Raw genomic sequence first — 18684 nt, forward strand, 5'->3', positions numbered from 1 at the left:
TCCCTAACCCGTTTTCTCAAACTATCTGATTCGTGACCCGGAAGGATATCTCATGTCCGCACAACAGAAGAAACACCCCTTCGATTTCAAAACTCAATACGGACTCGGCTTCAGCACTCAGGACGATGAGATCGTTGTCGACTTCTTCTGCGGTGGCGGCGGTGCCGGCACTGGGCTGGAGATGGGGCTGGGGCGCGCGGTGAATGTCGCGAAGAACCACAGCCCTCAGGCGATCAGCATGCACACCGTGAATCACCCTGGCGCCGTGCACTACACCACCGACGTGTTCGACGGTGATCCGGACACCGAGTGCGGCGGCAAGGCAGTCGGCTGGTTTCATATGTCGCCGGACTGCACGCATCACAGCCAGGCCGCCGGGGGCCAGCCGCGCAAGCGTGAGATTCGCAATCTGTCGTGGATCGGCTTGAAGTGGGCCGGCAAGAAGAAGCCTCGCGTGATCAGCCTCGAGAACGTGAAACAGATCCTCCAATGGGGGCCGCTGATCGCCAAGCGCTGCAAGACGACCGGCCGAGTAATGAAGTTGGGCGGCAGCATCGCCGAGCCTGGTGAAGTAGTCCCTGTCCACCAGCAGTTCCTGGTGCCTGACCCGAAGCGCCGCGGCCAGACTTGGGCTACGTCCGTCGCCGAGCTGCAGCACCTGGGCTATGTCGTTGAGTGGCGCGTTATTAAAGCCTGCGACTTCGGCGCGCCGACCAGCCGGGAACGCCTATTCATGATTGCCCGCTGTGACGGTGAGCCGATTGTCTGGCCAGCGCCAACACACGCCAAGCACCCTGTGAAGGGCCAGCAGAAGTGGCGCACCGCTGCCGAGTGCATCGACTGGACGATCCCGAGCAAAAGCATCTTCGACCGGCCGAAACCGCTGGCGCCTGCCACCCTACAGCGAATAGCCAAGGGCATGAAGAAATTCGTTATAGATACGGCCGACCCGTTCATCGTGCCAATTGCGAACTGGTCCGGTGAAAGCGTTCAGTCAGCGCACGACCCGCTGCGCACCGTGACCTCTTGGCCACGAGGTGGATCATTCGCCGTAGCCAGCCCGATCATCGCGCCAGCCACGCATCATGGCAGTGTCCGAATCAACGACCCGCACGCCCCGCTACCGACAGTCACCTGTGCAAACCGTGGGGAACTGACACTGATCAGTTCGGTAATGGTCGGTGTAGGTGGCCGCGCTGGACAAACCGAACCACGTCCAGGCAATGAGCCGTTCTATACGATCACGGCGAAGGCCGACACCGCGATAGCGTCAGCGCACCTGGTGAAGTTCCGGTTTGCTGACGAAGGCAAGGCACTCGACGAACCACTGCCGACGATCACCAGCGGCGGAAATTATCAACGCCCGGCTGGTGCTGCCCACGCAATGGGCATCTCGACGGTGTTCATGGCCCAGATGAACGGAGGCTTCAACACCACCGACGCCAAGAGCATCGTCGATCCGATGAGCACGGTGACCAACACCGGCAGCCAGCAGCAGCTGGTGACAGCAAATCTCGCAACGCTGCGCAAGAACTGCATCGGCCGCGGGATCGATGAACCCGTACCGACGATGACAGCCGGCGCCGAGCACCACGCGCTGATCCAGTACACGCTTTCTCCGGAACATGAAGAGGGCGCGCTGCGGGTCGCTGCATTCCTGATCAGCTACTACGGCACCGAGAACGTGAGCGGCGTCGGTGAGCCAGCACCGACCATCACCACCAAGGATCGCTTGGCGCTGGTCACCGTGACCATCAAGGGAACGCCGTATGTGATCGTCGACATCTGCCTGCGGATGCTGCAACCGGCCGAGCTGTACAAGGCTCAAGGCTTTCCCGCCGACTACATCATCAGTCACGGCGCCGACGGCAAGCCGTTCACCAAGACCCAGCAGGTGCACATGTGCGGCAACAGTGTAAGCCCGCCGCCGATGGCTGCGCTGGCCCGGGCCAACGATCCGTGGCGTACCGTCGAGCGGCAAGCGAAAGCTGCGTAACTCAGTGCTTTCGGCTCTTCCCCAGACCGAAGGCACCGCCCCCGACTGTGAACACGCTGCGACCTTTCTTCTTTTTCTTCTTTGGACTGAACAACAGTCGCAAGCGCCGGGCTCTGGCAGCACCCGACAGGTCACAAACCCTCACTCCTTCGGGCCCCTTGCATGTGTCGAGATGCTTTCGCAGACGCTTTGCAGTGAACAGTCGACCACAGTGTTTGCACTGCTGGTCAATTGGTCGCCCTTTCGAATCAACTTCAACTGCCATGGCTTCCCTCCCATCGAAGCCGCGAGCATATCAATGAGGTATTCCCATGCCCACAGAAAACAAAATCGCTGCCGTCGGCATAACGGTTGTGAATACCCATGATCTAACTGAAACCAAGGAGGTTGTATGAACGAGTGGACCAACGAAATGAGCGACAAGGCCATCTACGCATTGATGGAGCGCTGCGGGATGCTCCAGAACATGACGCTCCTCGGCGAACTGAAGAAGCTGGAAAACGCTATGCATCAGACCTTCAAGCCGACTTGGGGTGGACCGAACGATCCGGACGTACTGAAAAGGCAGCTCGCCAAGCAGGAGGAATTTCGAGCCGAAGTACAGCGTATCTGCGAAGACGGCAAGCACCGCACCATGCACACCCAGCGTCAGATGTGCAGCTTCCTCGATGAGCTACGGAACAAGGCACTGGCTGCCAGGATCGACAAGCCCGCCTCCCATGATCTGGTATCGATGGAGATTGCAGGATGATCAGTCCTGCTTCTTGTTCCAGTACTCCATTCGCTTCACCGGATCAGAGACAACTTCACCGCATCTATCAGCGTATTTATTTAGAAGAATCGAATAGTTCGTGGCGTCATTATCGATATCTTTCATCATCGATTTGATTGCCATTTCGGTTCTGGCGCGAGTCAGCTTCTCGCTCGTGAGAGCTTTCGAGTACTCCAAGGCACTATCCGCGGCATTGTCACTCCGCTCAGCTAGCTCCGGGGCTTGAGCCTGAAGAACTTTCACTGAGATCACATAGAAGCCGGCGCACTCAGCCAGTTCATGCGCAAGATTGTTTACTGCTCGCTCGGGCTCATACGCAAACGCTGCGCCCAACGGCAGTGCCAGCAGAATCGGAATATATCGAACCAAAGCGAAACATCCTTTCACGGCTTGCGATGCGCAGGCGTGACACCAGTAAAGCACAGCAGATAACTCCCTCCCCCTTCAAAGTCAGCCGCTATAGCGGCAAAGGAACAGTTATGCCTGAAGAAAGTGCTGTGATCCAACAACTGCCAGTCGAACGCGACGAGATAGGCTTCTGGACTCACCCAGCCTGGCCGCGCGACGGCGACGAAGACTCGATCCCGAAGACCTGGTTCGCGGTTCAAGGGTTTGAAGTCATCTGCATCGAGATGGAAAGCGACGGCCCAGAAGGACTCTTCGAAACGTGGGCTGATGAGGGGCTTTGCGACTGCACGCCGTGGAACCCAAGCAATCCTCCTGGAGAAGGCTGGTTCATCTTCTCGATCCACGACACCGAAGACGGGCCGATCTGCGTATGGGTCCGGAAGGTGACGCCATGATCGCCCTTGCCTGGTTCGCCTATGTGTACTGCTACAAGGGGCCCCGACGATGACACACCAACCCAAAGGCGGCATGTGCGCGACCTGCGTCCACGCCCACCACAATTGCAGCCACCTTCCTTTCAACACCATGCCGGCGCTAGCCCGGGACGCTCAGACTGTGATCGTCCGTTGCACTGAATTCCAGCGCCGCAAATAACCCCTCCCCACCTTCTGCCGCCAAGCGCGGCAGGGAGCATCGCTATGGAAACCGAAATTCTCTCAGACGAAGAGCTGGCGGATCTCACCGGCTACAAGGCCCGGGCCTACCAGCGGCGCTGGCTAACAGATCGCCATTGGGTGTTCGTCGAAAGCCGCGGCAAGCGGCCCCTGGTTGGACGGATGTATGCCCGCATGAAGCTGGGCATGATCTCCCCCGCCATCGCTGACCCTAACCCACCGCCGGCAGCTCCGGCATGGACGCCAGACTTCTCGCGAGTGAACTGATATGCGACCCCGCAAGACCGAGTATCACCACCTTCCCCCACGGATGTATCAGCGCTCCCGCAAGCGGAAAAGCGGTGATGTGTGGACCGCGTATTACTACCGCGACCTATTGGGCAAAGACATACCGTTGGGCAAGGATCTGGACAAGGCCCGGATCAATGGGCAGAACTCGAAGCCAAGGAAAAACCGCTCGACCTGCGCACCATGAAGGGCATCTTCGACAGGTACATCCGCGATATCGTCTCCAAAAAAGCACCGCGAACCCAGAAGGACAACCTGTCGGAGATCAAACAGCTACGGCCGATGTTCGACAGCGCTCCCATTGACTCAATCACCCCGGCCACGATTGCCGGGTACCGGGATGCTCGGACGGCAAAGGTTCGGGCGAATAGGGAGATCGCCACCCTCTCCCACGTTTTCAATATCGCTCGGGAATGGGGGCTGACGACAAAGGAAAATCCCTGCCAGGGCGTACGCAAAAACAAGGAAACGCCGCGGGACTACTACGCAAATGATGTGGTGTGGGATGCGGTTTACAAGAAGGCAGCTCAAGAGCTGAAAGACGCGATGGACCTGGCCTACCTCACCGGGCAACGACCGGCAGATGTCCTGGTGATGCGAAAGGATGATGCAGAGGGGGGATACTTGGGCGTGCAACAGAACAAGACGCACAAGAAGCTGCGGATTCAGATGACCACCGGCGGCGAGGCGAATAGCCTGGGGCGGCTGATTGCTGAAATAACCGAGCGCAACGCTCGGCATGTTTCGAACTACCTGATCCTCAGTCGTCACGGCAAGCGAATGACCGCAACGATGCTGAGAAAACGCTGGGACGCCGCGAGGGAGAAAGCAAGATTGGAAGCGATCAAAGCTGGCGATGAACTTCTGGCCGGTCGGATCGGGGACTTTCAGTTCCGGGATATCAGGCCAAAGGCAGCTTCAGAAATCACCGATGTCGGAGAGGCAAGTCTACTGCTGGGGCACACCAAAGGTGACATCACCGAGCGGGTTTATCGCCGCGTCGGCGCCATTGCCAGACCGTCAAAATAGCGAAAAAAAGCGTTCCATAACTCAAAGTAGACCCCTTGTAGAATGCGGTCTGTAGCGATGCCGAAAATTGAAAGTAATGGAACGAAAAAAAGCTACACACCGCTAATTTAGCGCCTTTAAATAGCGGTCTTGAAAACCGTCGACTGTAACAGGTCCATGAGTTCGAATCCCATCGCCTCCGCCATCTTATGTACGACAAAGCCCTGATTATTCAGGGCTTTGTCGTTTCTGGGGTTTGACAAAACCTCACAGCCCACACTCCAGCCCACACCTTGGATGAAGTCTTGCTTTTCGACCGGCGGCTAGCTTTTCGAATGGCCTGTCGCCTGCACCTAAATTCCTGAGAAACTGGCTCTAGAGTAGTTTTCGCAGAAAAAACGAAGTCATCTCAGTTCTCCTCTGCGTCTCGAAACGGTCCAGGCTCGCATTGCTCATGCGGATTGAGTACGCGCATCCACATCACTTGCAGACTCAGATCTGATCTTGAACCAGAGGGAGTACATCGCTGGCAGGAACACCAATGTCAGCACTGTACCGGCAAACGTACCGCCAATCAGCGTGTACGCCAGCGTGCCCCAGAACACCGAATGGGTCAGCGGAATGAACGCCAACATCGCTGCCATCGCCGTGAGGATCACCGGCCGCGCCCGCTGTACAGTGGCTTCGACCAATGCGTCATAAGACGCCAGACCGGCTTTCTCATTGGAATGAATCTGACCGATAAGGATCAGCGCGTTGCGCATCAGAATCCCTGACAACGCAATCAGTCCCACCAAGGCGTTGATCCCGAACGGCTGTTGGAACAGCAGAAGAATCGGCACCACACCAATCAGTCCCAGGGGCGCGGTGGCGAAAACCATGATCATCGCCGACATCGAGCGCACCTGAATAATGATGGTCAGCAACATCAGCGCGATCATGATCGGGAACAACGGCAGCAATGCCTTGTTCGCTTTACCCGACTCCTCGATCGCACCTGCCAACTCAATCCGGTAGCCCACAGGCAACTGTTCAATGACCGGTTGCAGTTGCTTCATCACGGCGCTGGAGACATCTGGTGGCTGAAGACCTTCAGCTACATCACCGCGTACGGTGATGGTTGGAGTACGGTCACGGCGCCGCAGAATGGGCTCCTCCATGCGCGCATCCACCGTCCCAACCTGAGACAGCGGTACCCGTTGACCCTGAGCACCAGTCAGCGTGAAGGCGTCAATTTTTGAAGGATCCAGACGTGTATTTCCCGCAGAGCGAGCGACCACCTGGACCGAACGGATGTCTTCACGCACTTGGGTAACAGGCGCTCCGGTCAACAGGAACTGCAGCTGCTGAGCAACATCAGTGGAGGTCAAGCCAAAGGCCTGCAAACGGTCCTGATCCAGTGTGAGATGGAGTGCCGGCGCGCGCTCGCCCATGTCTGTGTTGACGGTTCTCATCATGGGACTAGCAGCCATGACCTCGCGCACCTGTGCGGCGATATCGCGCAACACTGTCCGGTCCGCGCCCATAACCCGAAAGGCCACCGGGTACGGCGAATAAGGACCGAACACCAACTGTGTTACACGCACCCGTGCTTCAGGCGCCAAACCATCAGCCGCGGCTTGCCGCAGCCGGATTTTGAGCACCTCGCGCTCTTCCTGGCTCGCCGTCAGCACGACGATTTTTGCAAACGAAGGATCGGGCAACTCAGGTGCCATCGCCAGATAGAAGCGTGGCGCGCCCTGACCAATGTAGGCGGTAACTATCCGAGCCTCCGGTTGTTTTGCCAACCACGCCTCGACCTTGGCCACCGCCGAATCGGTTTGCTCGATCGACGTCCCGTACGGCATCTGCACCTCAACCAGCACCTCGGGCCGGTCTGATGTAGGGAAGAACTGTTTCTTCACCAAGCCCATGCCAAGAACCGCCACAATGAACAAGGCCACGACGGATATCGCTACAAGGCCTTTACGGCGAATAACCGCCCCCAACAGACGCCTGAAACGCAGGTAATTCGGTGTACCGTAAATCGCTGCATGCCCCCCCTCAGGCACCTTGATCTGCGGCAGCAGTTTGACGCCCAGGTAAGGTGTGAACACCACTGCCACCACCCAGGAGGTAATGAGCGCAATGCCGACGATCCAGAACATATTGGCGGTGTATTCACCGGCTGTGGACTTGGCAAAACCGTTGGGCATAAAGCCTATGGCAGTGACCAGCGTGCCCGACAACATGGGGGCAGCAGTATGGCTCCAGGCATAGGCGGACGCTTTGATTCGGTCGTAGCCCTCCTCCATCTTCACCACCATCATTTCAATGGCAATGATTGCATCGTCCACAAGTAGCCCCAGCGCCAGAATCAACGATCCCAGCGTAATCCGGTCAAAGTCTTTACCTGTGGCGGCCATGACAATGAACACCGCAGCCAGGGTCAACGGCACCGCCGCAGCGACGACGATACCGACTCGCCAACCCATGCTGAGGAAGCACACCAGCAACACCACCCCTAGCGCCGCGAAAAATTTGACCATGAACTCGTTAACGGACCCGCCAATATTCACCGCCTGATCGGTGACCTTGGTCAGCGTCATGCCTAAAGGCATTTGCTCATTGATCGACGTTGTCTCGGCGTCGAGCGCCTTACCTAAATCAAGGCCGTTCCAGCCATCGCGCATCACTGCGCCGAGCAACAATGCCGGCTCTCCGTTGTTGCGCACCGAGAACGTAGAAGGGTCCTCATAACCACGCTTGACCTCAGCCACATCGGATAATTTGAGGGTTCTGCCCTGCACTACCAGCGGCGTATCTCGAATCTTCTGCAAGTCATCAAACGCACCATCCAGTCGGATGAAAACCTGTGGGCCCTTCGCCTCAACCGAACCGGCCGGAGTCATCATGTTCTGCGCGTTCATCGCACTGAAGATATCTCGAGCGGAAACACCCAGTGTCGCCAGACGCTCGTATGAAAATTCGACAAAAATGCGCTCGGACTGCTCACCGATGATATTGACCTTCTTCACCCCCGCCACATGCAGCAGGCGCTGGCGCAAGACCTCGGCCTCGCGCACCAGCAAGCGTTGCGGCTCACCCTTGGCCTTTAGCGCATATAGAGCGAAGGTGACATCGGCATACTCATCATTGACCATCGGGCCGATCACCCCGGACGGCAACCCCTTCTCCTCATCAAGGATTTTCTTGCGTGCCTGGTAAAACTCCTCCGGGACGGCGGCAGGCGGCGTGCCGTCGAGCAGATAAACTGTGGTGAAAGCCAAGCCTGGCCGGGTAAAGGTCTCGGTCCGGTCGTACCAACGCAGTTCCTGCATGCGCTTTTCCAGCTTTTCAACCACCTGGTCCTGCATCTCCTGAGCAGTCGCCCCAGGCCAAGCAGTAACCACTGTCATTTGTTTGATGGTGAAGGCTGGGTCTTCCGCCCGCCCCAGTTTGAAGAAGGCATACAGCCCACCTACGGAAATCAGCAGAATCAAGAACAGCGTGATCGAACGCTCACGCACCGCTAGTGCGGACAGATTGAACCCGATCATCGGCGCACCTCGGCCACCGGTGCTTGGGCGCTGACTGCCATTTGAGACCTGACCCGCTCCCCTTCACTTAACAGATGCGCGCCCAGCGCGACGATACGATCGTCGATCTGGAGGTTGCCCGTAACTCGAGCAGTTTCTGCATTGCTTAGGCTGAGGACCGTGACAGGGCGCCACGTCACCTGCTCAGGCTCGCCTCCAACGGCCCAGACACCAGGACCTTTACCCGCGTCGTAGAGGGCAGAGATAGGCACTTGTAATTCATTGGAATTGGCGACTGGCGTACCGCCTATAGCAACTGAGATGGTCGAACCCAGGATGGCATCAGCAAGCGCGCCCTCCAACACATAGCGCGCCTCAAATGTACGGGTTTGCCGGTCAGCCGAATCGGACAACTGGCGTAAACGCGCGCTGCCTGCACGTTGGTTTTGCCCATAAAGTTCAACCGTCGCCGACGACCCTAACGCAGGACGTAGCGTTTCAGGCAACTGGATCACCGCCTCGCGCTGCCCAGAATGGGCAACACGTACCACTACCTGACCTGCGCCTATCACCTGCCCCGGCTCTGCCAAGGTGTCCACAACAACCCCGTCAGCATCAGCCAGCAACGTCGAATAGCCGGTAGAGTTTCTCGCCACATCAGCCTGGGCTTTGGCCGCGTTAAGCTGCGCTTTCGCCGAGTCGGCAGCGGCTTTGAACCCTGCGTAAGCAGAAGCCGATACAGCACCCACAGACACCAAATCACGGTAGCGAAGCTCGTCATCGGAGGCCTGCCGGGATCGGGCCATGGCGGCCATCACCGCTTCCTGCTGCGCCCGCGCGTTCAGCGCCAGATCATTAGCATCGATTCGCATCAGTGGCTGCCCGCGCTTGACGCTCTGCCCAGTGTCCACCAGACGTTCCAGCACTTTGCCAGGAACTCGAAATCCGAGATCGCTCTGAACTCGAGCTGCGACGATACCGGTGAATACGCGATCTGCAGGCGCTGAGGGTTGAACCACCGCGATGCGCACCAAGGGCGTTTGGAGGCGAGGATCTGAAGGTATGGCCTCGTTGCATGCGGCTAAGGCAAACGGCAATAAGCCAATGAAAATGAATGACATGTGGCAGCGCTGGATCATAGAGACCTCTTGGAAGCGGATGCGTCATGCTCATTCAAGTGACCAATTATGTCAATAGTCACAATCCAGACAAATGAAAGTTGCCCTGATGATCAGGGCAACACTGAGGGTTTGAGATCTGATTATTTAGATACGCATGCTGCTGCGGATGCGCAACGGATCCATCAGCCAAGCCTTTTAAGGCATCAGACCGCGTAGAATCAGGTTGGAAATGAGCCCAGGAGCCTCTTCAACAACATCGAGGTTGTACTGCAACAGCAAAGGATTGATGAAGGGCCGTAGAGCGAGATGAATCGATTCCACTGTCTCGTCCAACGGTGTCTTGCGCTCAAACTCACCGAGTTCCCGCCCCTCTCGCACGATCTGCAGCACGAAGCTCTTGATACGCGCGTCATAAACTCGTGAGCTGGGCCAGCTTTCCGAAGCGGCGAACGCCGCGATGTCGTAAAGTTTTCGGTCGTTAAAAAACAGATCTACACCCTTGGAGATCAAGGTTTTGACCAACCGCCGAAAGCGCTCAGTGGGGGAGATACCCTCAACATTGATGGCCTGCTCAACAGCCGCAACGATTTCCGACAGACATTTTCTACAAATAGCCTCACCAATCGCCTGCTTGGAATCGAAGAACTTGTAGATGTAAGCCTTGGAAAAACCGATGGCTTTGGCCAGGTCGGAGACTGTTGTCTTGCTGTAACCGTATTGACTGAAGTGTTCGTTGGCCGCCGCGACAATCTGGTCTCGGATGTCGTGATCGGCTGGGCCACGGGCGCTGGGCGAAGAAACTGATGGCTGGTTCATGCGAGCAGCTTACGCACCCTAAAGGTGGTTGACAACTTGTGACCAAATTGTAATATCGTCACAAATCGATCATTCCGAAGGTATCACATGCACCCTCCTCGTTTTGCCGTCTTGCTGTGGTTCGGTATGGTTGCGGGTTGCGCAGTGGGCCCTGACTATTCAGAGCCCGATGTGGAATTGCCTGAGCATTTTTTGGCGCAAACACCTGAAGCACACCAAGTTGATGCAGCACCAACTGATCTCGCCGCTTGGTGGAACGCGTTCAATGACCCCGTACTCAGTCAGCTGATCAATCGAGCACTTGAACAAAATCTCGATTTAGCTCAAGCAACAGCAAGGATCGAGCAGGCTCACGCGGGTTTGGGGGCAGCTAACGCAGCGCTTTTGCCATCGGCTACAGTCAATGGCCAGGCGGCCAGAGCCCGGCAGTCCGTGGAGACACCGTTGGGCCAAGTACTGAGTTCAGACCCATCCTATAATCGCTACGGTAGCGCCTATGAGGCGAATCTGAATGCAGGTTGGGAACTGGACGTATTTGGCGGACTACGCCGAGGCAAAGAGGCAGCCTTCGCCGACTATCAGGCCTCCCAAGCCGGAGCGGTTGCCACACGCCTCGCGGTGGTAGCGCAGACTGCAGACCTTTACATCAGCATCCGTGGCCTGCAAGCACGCCTGGAAATTGCCCGAAAGCAAGTAGACACGCGACAACAACTGCTCACCACCATCGAGCACCTGTATGCAAAAGGATTAGCTGCAGAACTACAGTTGAACCAGACCCAAGGGTCGCTGAATCAAGCACAGGCAACCGTGCCGGTACTGCAGGCTGGCCTTGCAGCTGCGATGAATGCGCTGGATGTCATGTTAGGCAAACCGCCGGGTACTTACAGCGCGCAATTGATTAAGTCGGCGCGTATCCCTGATGTGCCAAGTCTCGCCGACATAGGCTCTCCGGCCGATCTGCTGCGTCGGCGTCCAGATTTGATCGTCGCTGAGCGCCGACTGGCGGCATCGAATGCCCGAATCGGCGAAGCCATCTCCGAGTATTACCCCAAGTTTTCTGTGGGTGCGCTGCTGGGCAGCGCTACGTCGGTATCCAGCGGGAATCTTTTCAGCAACGGTGCCAGTCAGGCCTCGGCGGTCCTGGGACTACGCTGGAGGCTATTCGATTTTGGCCGCATCAACGCCCAAATTGACTTGGCGAAGGGTCAAGAAGCCGAAGCGTTAGCCGTTTACCGCCAGTCAGTTCTGCGGGCCTGCGAGGATGTCGAAACCGCTTTTTCGGCACTGATCAACCGCGAGCAGCAATCCGAAAAGCTAGCCCAGGGCGAGTCTGCTTATGCGAAAGCACGAGCGACGTCGTTTACCGCGTATGAAAAAGGTGTTGTCAGTCTGATAGAAGTATTGGACGCCGATGAAAACCTTTTAGCGGCATCTGATGGTAGAGCCCAAGCACAAACCGAATCGGCTCGCGCTGCAGTGGCCACATTCAAAGCATTGGGCGGCTGGCAGCGCGAAGACTCAAATGGCCGTTTTATCTCGAGTGCACAATGAGCATACCGGCAAGCGTCAGCGCCTGGCCATCTGCTGCCTATCGTGGCGGGCAGCTGTCGGGCCATAAACGGACGGTCATTACTTGTCCGAACCGATACCGATAAGAGGCAATCCGCTAAACGCTCTTGTAAATCCTGCGCCACCCGTGCCGGTTCGTATGTATCAATCGCCGTGTTGACGGTTTACGGGACTGCATCAGGCGTTTGACGTGTGTCAGGGTCTACACTGGATCCCCTTTTAATCAGATCCACCCTTGATCACCGCACAGCCCACCAGGCAGAACTCGGCTTCAACAACCTCGAAAAAAGTGCAACCGAAAGCCTGCAGCTCTATCGCATGCTGCTAGCCGGGCGCACCGACATCATCATCGGCGACACAGCTGCGGGGGTGGCTTACTACAGCCGCCAGTTGAACATCACCCCCGGCACGCTGCGACAGATCCCCATCGAGCTCTATCGCTCATCGCTGTACATCGCCTTCAGCCGCGACTGTGACGACGAACTGGTAGCCTCCTGGGCCAACGCCCTGGAGCAGCTGCGCAACTCGGGCAAGCTGGAGCGCATCCAGGATCGATATAATCAACCCATCGGGCAATGAAAGCGCGGAACCAACGCAAGCCCGCCTCGCACTTATCCCCCCTTGCTCTCACTCAACGTGGAGGGTAAGCCATGAACATTATTGCTACATACAGCCATCAGCCCAGGAACAAGGGAATGGCTTGAGCCGACTACGCCAAAAGAGCGTGCCGAGCAGTTTTCACCAGTCAATGATCAGGCGGTTTGGGCAGACCGACTTTTTCAACAGAATCGGCCGATAGCAGTCCTTAGGAAGTGCGAGCGCTGGACAAGAATGCGGGTACCGCTATGGCCAAGCTACTTCGCAATGATCAGATCCGGTCCGTTGTTCCGAGCGTTCTCAACGGCAGCGTCGACCTGAACCACTCGAGCACCTCTGACTGTTCACTTTGGTGAAACATCGTGTAGATGCCCAGTGAACTCAAGTTGTCCGAGACTGTAAACACTATCGATCAGCGCGAAGAAAAGCTCTGTCTTGCGCACGCAGTAGTCCCATCTAGCGAATCGTTGCGTATGCCAATTTTTGTCTGACAGCGACCGACAATACTCGCAAGCCAGTAGGCTCCAGGATTATTGAGAGCATGTCCGTACACGTTACTGGACGGTTTTAACAAACTGAGCCTGAGAGTATCGCCTGCTGCTTCACAAGGTGCTGCTGAAATCGACTGGCGTAATCGTCCCCCACGGCCGAGATGACGCTTGGCCTGTTTGCCAGTGAAGCCCGCCAAGCTGATACGCGGGGAAGGTTGTCGAAGATCGGTTGGGAGACGACCGGGCTCAGCAAGTCGAAGTAACGAAAGATAGGCGCAAACACCGCATCGACCATGCCGAACGCTGCTCCTGCAAAATAGGGCACTTGATCAAGCTTGTCCTCAAGCCGCTGCAATTTATCTCGAAAGGCAGCTTTCTTGCTGTCAGCAATCGCGAGATCTTTGGCGTTCAGGAACTGCCAGGCATCGGCGAGCGCCGCGCCGCCAAACTCTACCCAGGCGCGCTGTTGGGCGCGGGAGAGCGCGTCGTCGGAATAAAGGCTGACACCACCCTGCGTTTCGTTGAGATATTCGCAAATGGCCATGCTCTCGAAGAGTATCGCGTGCGCCCTATCCGGCAGCTCTACTTTGAGTAACGGCACTTTTCCCGTCGGCGAAAGCGCCAGGAACCAATCTGGCTTAGCGGCGAGGTCGACATCGATTCTCTCAAAGGGCACATTCTTTTCCAGCAGCACGATGGCCGCTCGCTGAACGAACGGGCACAACGGATGACTGATGAGCGTAAGTTGAGCGTGCGGCATGATGGTCTCTCGATAGGGCAGCGACGGATGAGTTAATGCGGCTGTGGCTAGAGCAACTGCCCGCCCGAGATGTCAAAAGTCGTTCCATTAGCCCAGGCCATGTCATCGGACAGGATGGCGGCTACCGCACCGCCTATATCGTCTGGTAGACCGACACGGCCCAGCGCGATGCCCTGTACCACATAGGCGTTCACATCCTGATTGTCGCGCACCGCACCACCGCCAAAATCAGTTGCGATGGCGCCAGGGGCAATCGCATTCACCCGAATTCGGCGCGAACCGAGTTCTACGGCCATGAAACGGGTCAGCACCTCGACTGCAGCCTTCACCGCCGCATAAATGCTGTAGCCCGGCAGAGTAAAGCGCACGAAGCCGGAGGAAACGTTCAGGATACGACCGCCGTCCTCCACGAGTGGTAGCAGCTTCTGAGTCAGGAAAATCGGACCGCGAAGGTGCGTGGCGACCAGTGAGCCGAACTGGTCCTCGGTCGCGTCAATAAAGTTCGCAAAGAGGCCATTACCGGCATTGTTGATGAGGAAGTCGAAACGCTCGCGGCCGAAGTCGGTCTTCAGCGTATCAGTCAGTGCGTTAGAAAAAGCCTGATAGCTGGCAGTATCGGTGATTTCGAGCGGCAGCATCGCGGCCTTGCCGCCCTGCGCCTCGATCTCCTGCTTCAGCGATTCGGCTTCTGCCGCGCCGCTGCGATAGGTGCCGATAATGTGGACGCCGCGCTTGGCGAGCTGAAGAGCCATGTTGCGGCCAAGGCCGCGGCTGGCGCCAGTGATGAGTGCGATCTGGTTGGTCATGGACTGTCTCTGGTAGGTTAGGCGCGCCTTTCGGCGCTTTCTTGACCTGCTCAAGATAGGCAATGACAGCTTTGTAACCCACGCCCAATAAGCTCAATTTATTGCCTGATTGTATCAATCATATTGCGCGGTGGCGGGGCGCAGGCATAATCGGCTCATGAACAACGATCTTGTACCGCATCTTGATATAGCCCTGCGCCATGCGCCACCGGGTTTGACTGCCACACGTATCCCGCGTGTAGACCTCTGCGTCGGACAAGGCTCTACAGACAAGGCGCCATGCCTGTATCGCTCGATGATCTGCTTCATCCTGCAAGGATCGAAGCGCGTTGCGATTAACGACAATCTACTGAGCTACGACAGTGAGCAGTATCTCATCAGCGCCCTGGACCTGCCTTTGATTGGACAGATTCTTGATGCTGAAGGGGGGCAGCCCTACGTTGCGGTATCGCTCGTGCTGGATCCGGCCATACTGGCGGAACTGGCGGCGACCATGCCGCCGGTTCGCGAGAGCGAACAAAAAGGGATTGGAATCACGATAAACCCGATGACCTCTTCGCTCCGCGACACGTTGCTCCGCTTATTGTCATTGCTCGACACACCTGCCGACATTCCGGTTCTCGGCCCCATGGTCGAACGGGAATTGCTCTATCGTCTTCTACAGGGCCCCCAGGGGCGGCTGTTGCGTCAGATTGCCCAACCCGATGGCACACTGGGCAGCATCCGGCGGGCCGTTGCCTGCATCAGGGACAATTACAACATTCGACTTCGCATCGAGGCGTTGTGCGATGCAAGCGGCATGAGCCGGGCGAGCCTGCATCGCCATTTTCTGTCGATGACAGGCCTCAGTCCCATCCAGTATCAGAAACAGCTTAGATTGCAGGAAGCTCGCCAGCTTTTGCTTGCCGGCGAGCATCGCGCGTCTGACGTGGCGTTCGTTGTCGGCTATGAAAGCGCATCACAGTTTAGCCGCGAATATTTACGGCAATTCGGCGCATCGCCTGCACGCGACGTGCGTGAGATACGGCAGGCGATCGGCACTCCAACAAGGGCGTAAACCGCAGACTTGTCTACGGATTGTCTGAGAGCGAATAGGCACTTAATCCGCTATCGGTAACGGGCCCCCTGCAGCAGGCCTCCGACGCTGGGGCGCACGCTCAGACCAAGTCGACACGCGCAGCAATAGCGGCATTCCGCGCGTTGGAGGCTGTTGGCATCACCTAAACAACTGCTCGGCCGGTGATCCCGGGCAAAAGCTCAAGGCCCGCTGGTGGCCTTACGTCCGCGATTGATGACGGTGTGCACTAAGGATGAGGGCAGGCCCGATTTTTGCCTTTACTCGGTCAGCATATTCCCGCGCCGCGTGCGCAGCAGAGCTCGCCAAGGTGAGCTTCACATCAGCAGGTAGCACGGGCGTGGACCCTACTCAGGAAGGAACCGGTGCTTGAGCATCGATCAAGCTCTGGCTCTTCAGTTCCTCCCAAAAGGCTGCCGGAATACCGACCTTCATCGCCTGTACATTGGAAACTACCTGCCCCGGCGAGCGCGCCCCCGGAATGATCGCGGACACTTGCGGATGTGCCGCTGCGAACTGCAAGGCGGCAGTATGAATGTCGATGCCATGTCGGCTGGCAACCGCCATGATTCGCGCGCGCTTTTCTACCGCCCCGGCAGGTAGATCCTGGCTGAAGTTATATCGGCTGCGACCTCCCAGAAATCCATCATTCAGTGGTGTTCCAACCACGACGCTGGTGCCCTTCCTTCTCAACGCAGGAAAGGTGCTGCGTAACGCATCGCCGTGGTCAAGGAGGGAATACTGGCAAGCAAGCAACACGATGTCGGGAGTCGGGTCATTACTGGCCAGTGCCTGAACCACGGCGTTCGGCGTATTGACTCCGAAGCCCCATGCCCTGATGAGCCCTTCATCACGCATCTTTTCAAGCTCAACCATCGCCCCTGTGCGCGCAATTCGATACGCCGCTTCCCATCCGCCTTCCAGCTCGGTGTTATCTGGCGAGATGTCATGGATAAAGACGATATCGATACGTGGTAACCCCAGACGCTGCAGACTGTCTTCCACGGAGCGACGCGCGCCTGCTGCGGTGTAGTCATATCGATATTTGAAGGGTGCCGGCGACTTCCAGATGGCATGGTCCGCGCGCAGGCCACCAGCGGCCGTCAATACGCGGCCGACCTTGGTGGAGACCACATAGTCGTCTGGATCTTTGCCGTGCAGAAAGCGGCCTAGACGATGTTCACTCAAGCCAAACCCGTAGAACGGCGACGTGTCGTAAAGCCTTACACCCGCACCCCAAGCAGCCTGCAGAACCAAACCCGCCTGCTCGTCGCTGATCGGCGCAAAGATATTGCCGATCTGCGTCCCGCCCATACCAAAGCGTTGAGGTGTCATGTATCTCATTGTATGCGAGGGCAAATTGACGGGCAGGTCTGCGCGCACGAGCCGCCCTTCCGTACGCATCACGCTTCCGAGCTCTGTCAGCGAAGAGGGCGCTGGGGCTGTAGCCACCGAACTTGCGACACTCGATGCTGGCAGCAAAGCGGCTGCAACAGCACCAGCCGCCGAGTAGGTAAGAAAATCTCGTCTGTCCATCCAACTTTCCTTTCGCGACTGAGGTTTCACGGGCTCATCGAAGCCGGTATTCGTACTAGAAATTAGAACAACGAGGGTTAGCCGGGTGACCCTAATACGCCATATTTTGTGCATAATCCTGCCGATACGCTTGTGCTGAGCACGCACTCTCAGCAGACTCGAACACTCCGTTAACAGGGTGCATGTGATGACGAGCGATTCCTTCTCGCAGTTCGGTTTCGGCCATGTGCATTCCCTGAGCTTGCGCGAACCCGCTCAGCCCAACGAACGCCTCCAGGCACTCAGACGGCTTATCGAAAAAGTCACCATGCAGATTGGTTTGAATGAGGTCTGCACAACATCGATTCCAGGCCTGACCTTTTATCGAATGGCCGAGCTAGGTACGCCCACGTACTGCATTTATGAGCCTTGCGTAGCCATCATTCTGCAGGGGGCGAAGGAGATCACGTTCGGTGAGGAAGCCTGTGAGTTCGGGCAGGGGGCGTTCTTCGTCACTTCGGTCGATATACCCACACTAGCTCGCGTTACCGCGGCTAACGAGCAAACCCCTTATTTATCAGTTGTGTTGAAGCTCGATCTTTCCATGCTCAATGAGGTGATCCAGACCTTGGAACCACCCAGGCAGGAAATGGCTTCTGAAGCACGGGGCTTCGCATCTGGTGCGGCGTCAAGTGAGATGCTCGACGCGTTCGCTCGACTCGCCACGCTGATCGAACGGCCGCTTGAAGCAGACCTGATGTCGGACCTTATCAAGCGGGAGATATGTGTTCGGCTGCTGCTCAGTGGGGCGGGCCAGTGGTTACGCAGCGTCACTCGTGATGGTTACCGAGACAAGGGCATTGTGAGAGCCATTGAATGGTTGAAGCATCACTATGACAAGCCGCTTCACGTGGCCAAGCTCGCCGAACGATCGGGCATGGCCAGCTCTACTCTGCATCACAACTTTCGCAAGCTGACTGGCACCAGCCCCGTTCAATATCAAAAATCGTTACGGCTGCAAGCCGCGCGCAGCCTGATGTTGACCGAGCGGGTAGACGTGAACACCGCCGCGTTGCGAGTCGGCTATGAAAGCGTCGCTCAATTCAGCCGCGAATATGCCCGGCGTTTCGGAGCCCCACCCTCGAGAGACATCAAGCACGCACGGGAAAATGGTGGGCGGCTCGACTAGCCCCGCCACGCATGATACGGATAGGCGCCCACATCTATAGGCATAACGAAGGTGAAACCCTGTGATGAATAGGCATGGAGCTCGGAAAGAAGTATTAAAGGGCTGAATCGACAGGATCGCTTGCGCATTTACTTTGCTTGT

The 18684-nt window shown here is 57.2% G+C and carries 14 protein-coding genes and 2 pseudogenes; 9 read left to right on the top strand and 7 right to left on the bottom strand.

The features are described from left to right. Positions 1–52: 52 nt before the first annotated feature. Together ACA044_RS17925 and ACA044_RS17930 are read left to right on the top strand one after the other, a co-directional pair. Entirely contained in the window at positions 53–1996 is a 1944-nt protein-coding gene (locus tag ACA044_RS17925) for a DNA cytosine methyltransferase (protein ID WP_497442596.1), read from the top strand. A 391-nt stretch (positions 1997–2387) separates the two neighbouring features. After that, positions 2388–2747 carry a hypothetical protein gene (locus tag ACA044_RS17930; RefSeq protein WP_497442597.1) on the top strand — a complete coding sequence of 120 codons (360 nt, stop codon included), beginning with the start codon at positions 2388–2390 and terminating at the stop codon, positions 2745–2747. Here the strand turns inward: ACA044_RS17930 and ACA044_RS17935 are convergent, their stop codons facing one another. Then, positions 2748–3137: a hypothetical protein gene (locus ACA044_RS17935; protein WP_497442598.1), complete on the bottom strand. Its 390-nt coding sequence runs from the start codon at positions 3135–3137 to the stop codon at positions 2748–2750. Between the two features lie 110 nt (positions 3138–3247). Here ACA044_RS17935 and ACA044_RS17940 point away from each other — a divergent pair, with 110 nt between their 5' ends. From ACA044_RS17940 to ACA044_RS17950, 3 genes and pseudogenes are all read left to right on the top strand, one after another. Then, the gene (locus tag ACA044_RS17940; protein ID WP_497442599.1) at positions 3248–3571 is read left to right on the top strand and encodes a hypothetical protein; all 324 of its coding nucleotides are present in this window, start codon (positions 3248–3250) and stop codon (positions 3569–3571) included. A 243-nt stretch (positions 3572–3814) separates the two neighbouring features. Then, positions 3815–4057, top strand: coding sequence for a DUF4224 domain-containing protein (locus tag ACA044_RS17945; protein WP_123368031.1), 243 nt, complete (start codon positions 3815–3817; stop codon positions 4055–4057). 1 nt (position 4058) lies between these two features. Then, a pseudogene (locus ACA044_RS17950) lies at positions 4059–5107 on the top strand (tyrosine-type recombinase/integrase). Positions 5108–5538: 431 nt separating this feature from the next. Here ACA044_RS17950 and ACA044_RS17955 read toward each other — a convergent pair. From ACA044_RS17955 to ACA044_RS17965, 3 genes are all read right to left on the bottom strand, one after another. Continuing rightward, complete coding sequence (locus ACA044_RS17955) at positions 5539–8625, bottom strand: efflux RND transporter permease subunit (RefSeq protein WP_497442600.1); 3087 nt, start codon at positions 8623–8625, stop codon at positions 5539–5541. After that, on the bottom strand, positions 8622–9743 hold the full coding sequence (locus ACA044_RS17960; RefSeq protein ID WP_497442601.1) for an efflux RND transporter periplasmic adaptor subunit: 1122 nt from the start codon (positions 9741–9743) through the stop codon (positions 8622–8624). Before ACA044_RS17960 ends, ACA044_RS17955 begins: the two co-directional genes overlap by 4 nt. Positions 9744–9920: 177 nt before the next feature. Further along, on the bottom strand, positions 9921–10541 hold the full coding sequence (locus ACA044_RS17965) for a TetR/AcrR family transcriptional regulator (protein ID WP_497442602.1): 621 nt from the start codon (positions 10539–10541) through the stop codon (positions 9921–9923). An 87-nt stretch (positions 10542–10628) separates the two neighbouring features. Between ACA044_RS17965 and ACA044_RS17970 the strand changes: the two genes are divergently transcribed. Both ACA044_RS17970 and ACA044_RS17975 read left to right on the top strand, forming a co-directional pair. Further along, positions 10629–12092: an efflux transporter outer membrane subunit gene (locus ACA044_RS17970; protein WP_497442603.1), complete on the top strand. Its 1464-nt coding sequence runs from the start codon at positions 10629–10631 to the stop codon at positions 12090–12092. Between the two features lie 282 nt (positions 12093–12374). Continuing rightward, positions 12375–12689, top strand: a pseudogene (locus ACA044_RS17975) (transporter substrate-binding domain-containing protein); the annotation flags it as partial. Between the two features lie 585 nt (positions 12690–13274). Here ACA044_RS17975 and ACA044_RS17980 read toward each other — a convergent pair. Next, positions 13275–13958, bottom strand: coding sequence for a glutathione S-transferase family protein (locus ACA044_RS17980; protein ID WP_497442604.1), 684 nt, complete (start codon positions 13956–13958; stop codon positions 13275–13277). A gap of 47 nt (positions 13959–14005) precedes the next feature. Further along, positions 14006–14764 carry an SDR family NAD(P)-dependent oxidoreductase gene (locus ACA044_RS17985; RefSeq protein WP_497442605.1) on the bottom strand — a complete coding sequence of 253 codons (759 nt, stop codon included), beginning with the start codon at positions 14762–14764 and terminating at the stop codon, positions 14006–14008. Positions 14765–14921: 157 nt separating this feature from the next. Between ACA044_RS17985 and ACA044_RS17990 the strand changes: the two genes are divergently transcribed. Next, positions 14922–15821: an AraC family transcriptional regulator gene (locus ACA044_RS17990; RefSeq protein WP_497442606.1), complete on the top strand. Its 900-nt coding sequence runs from the start codon at positions 14922–14924 to the stop codon at positions 15819–15821. A 369-nt stretch (positions 15822–16190) separates the two neighbouring features. Here ACA044_RS17990 and ACA044_RS17995 read toward each other — a convergent pair whose 3' ends face one another. Continuing rightward, positions 16191–17375, bottom strand: a complete 1185-nt coding sequence (locus ACA044_RS17995; protein ID WP_497442607.1) for an aldo/keto reductase — start codon at positions 17373–17375, stop codon at positions 16191–16193. 187 nt (positions 17376–17562) lie between these two features. Between ACA044_RS17995 and ACA044_RS18000 the strand changes: the two genes are divergently transcribed. Further along, positions 17563–18543: an AraC family transcriptional regulator gene (locus tag ACA044_RS18000; RefSeq protein WP_497442608.1), complete on the top strand. Its 981-nt coding sequence runs from the start codon at positions 17563–17565 to the stop codon at positions 18541–18543. The last annotated feature ends 141 nt before the right edge of the window (positions 18544–18684 follow it).

The sequence above is a fragment of the Pseudomonas sp. LBUM1673 genome (genome assembly GCF_059695645.1).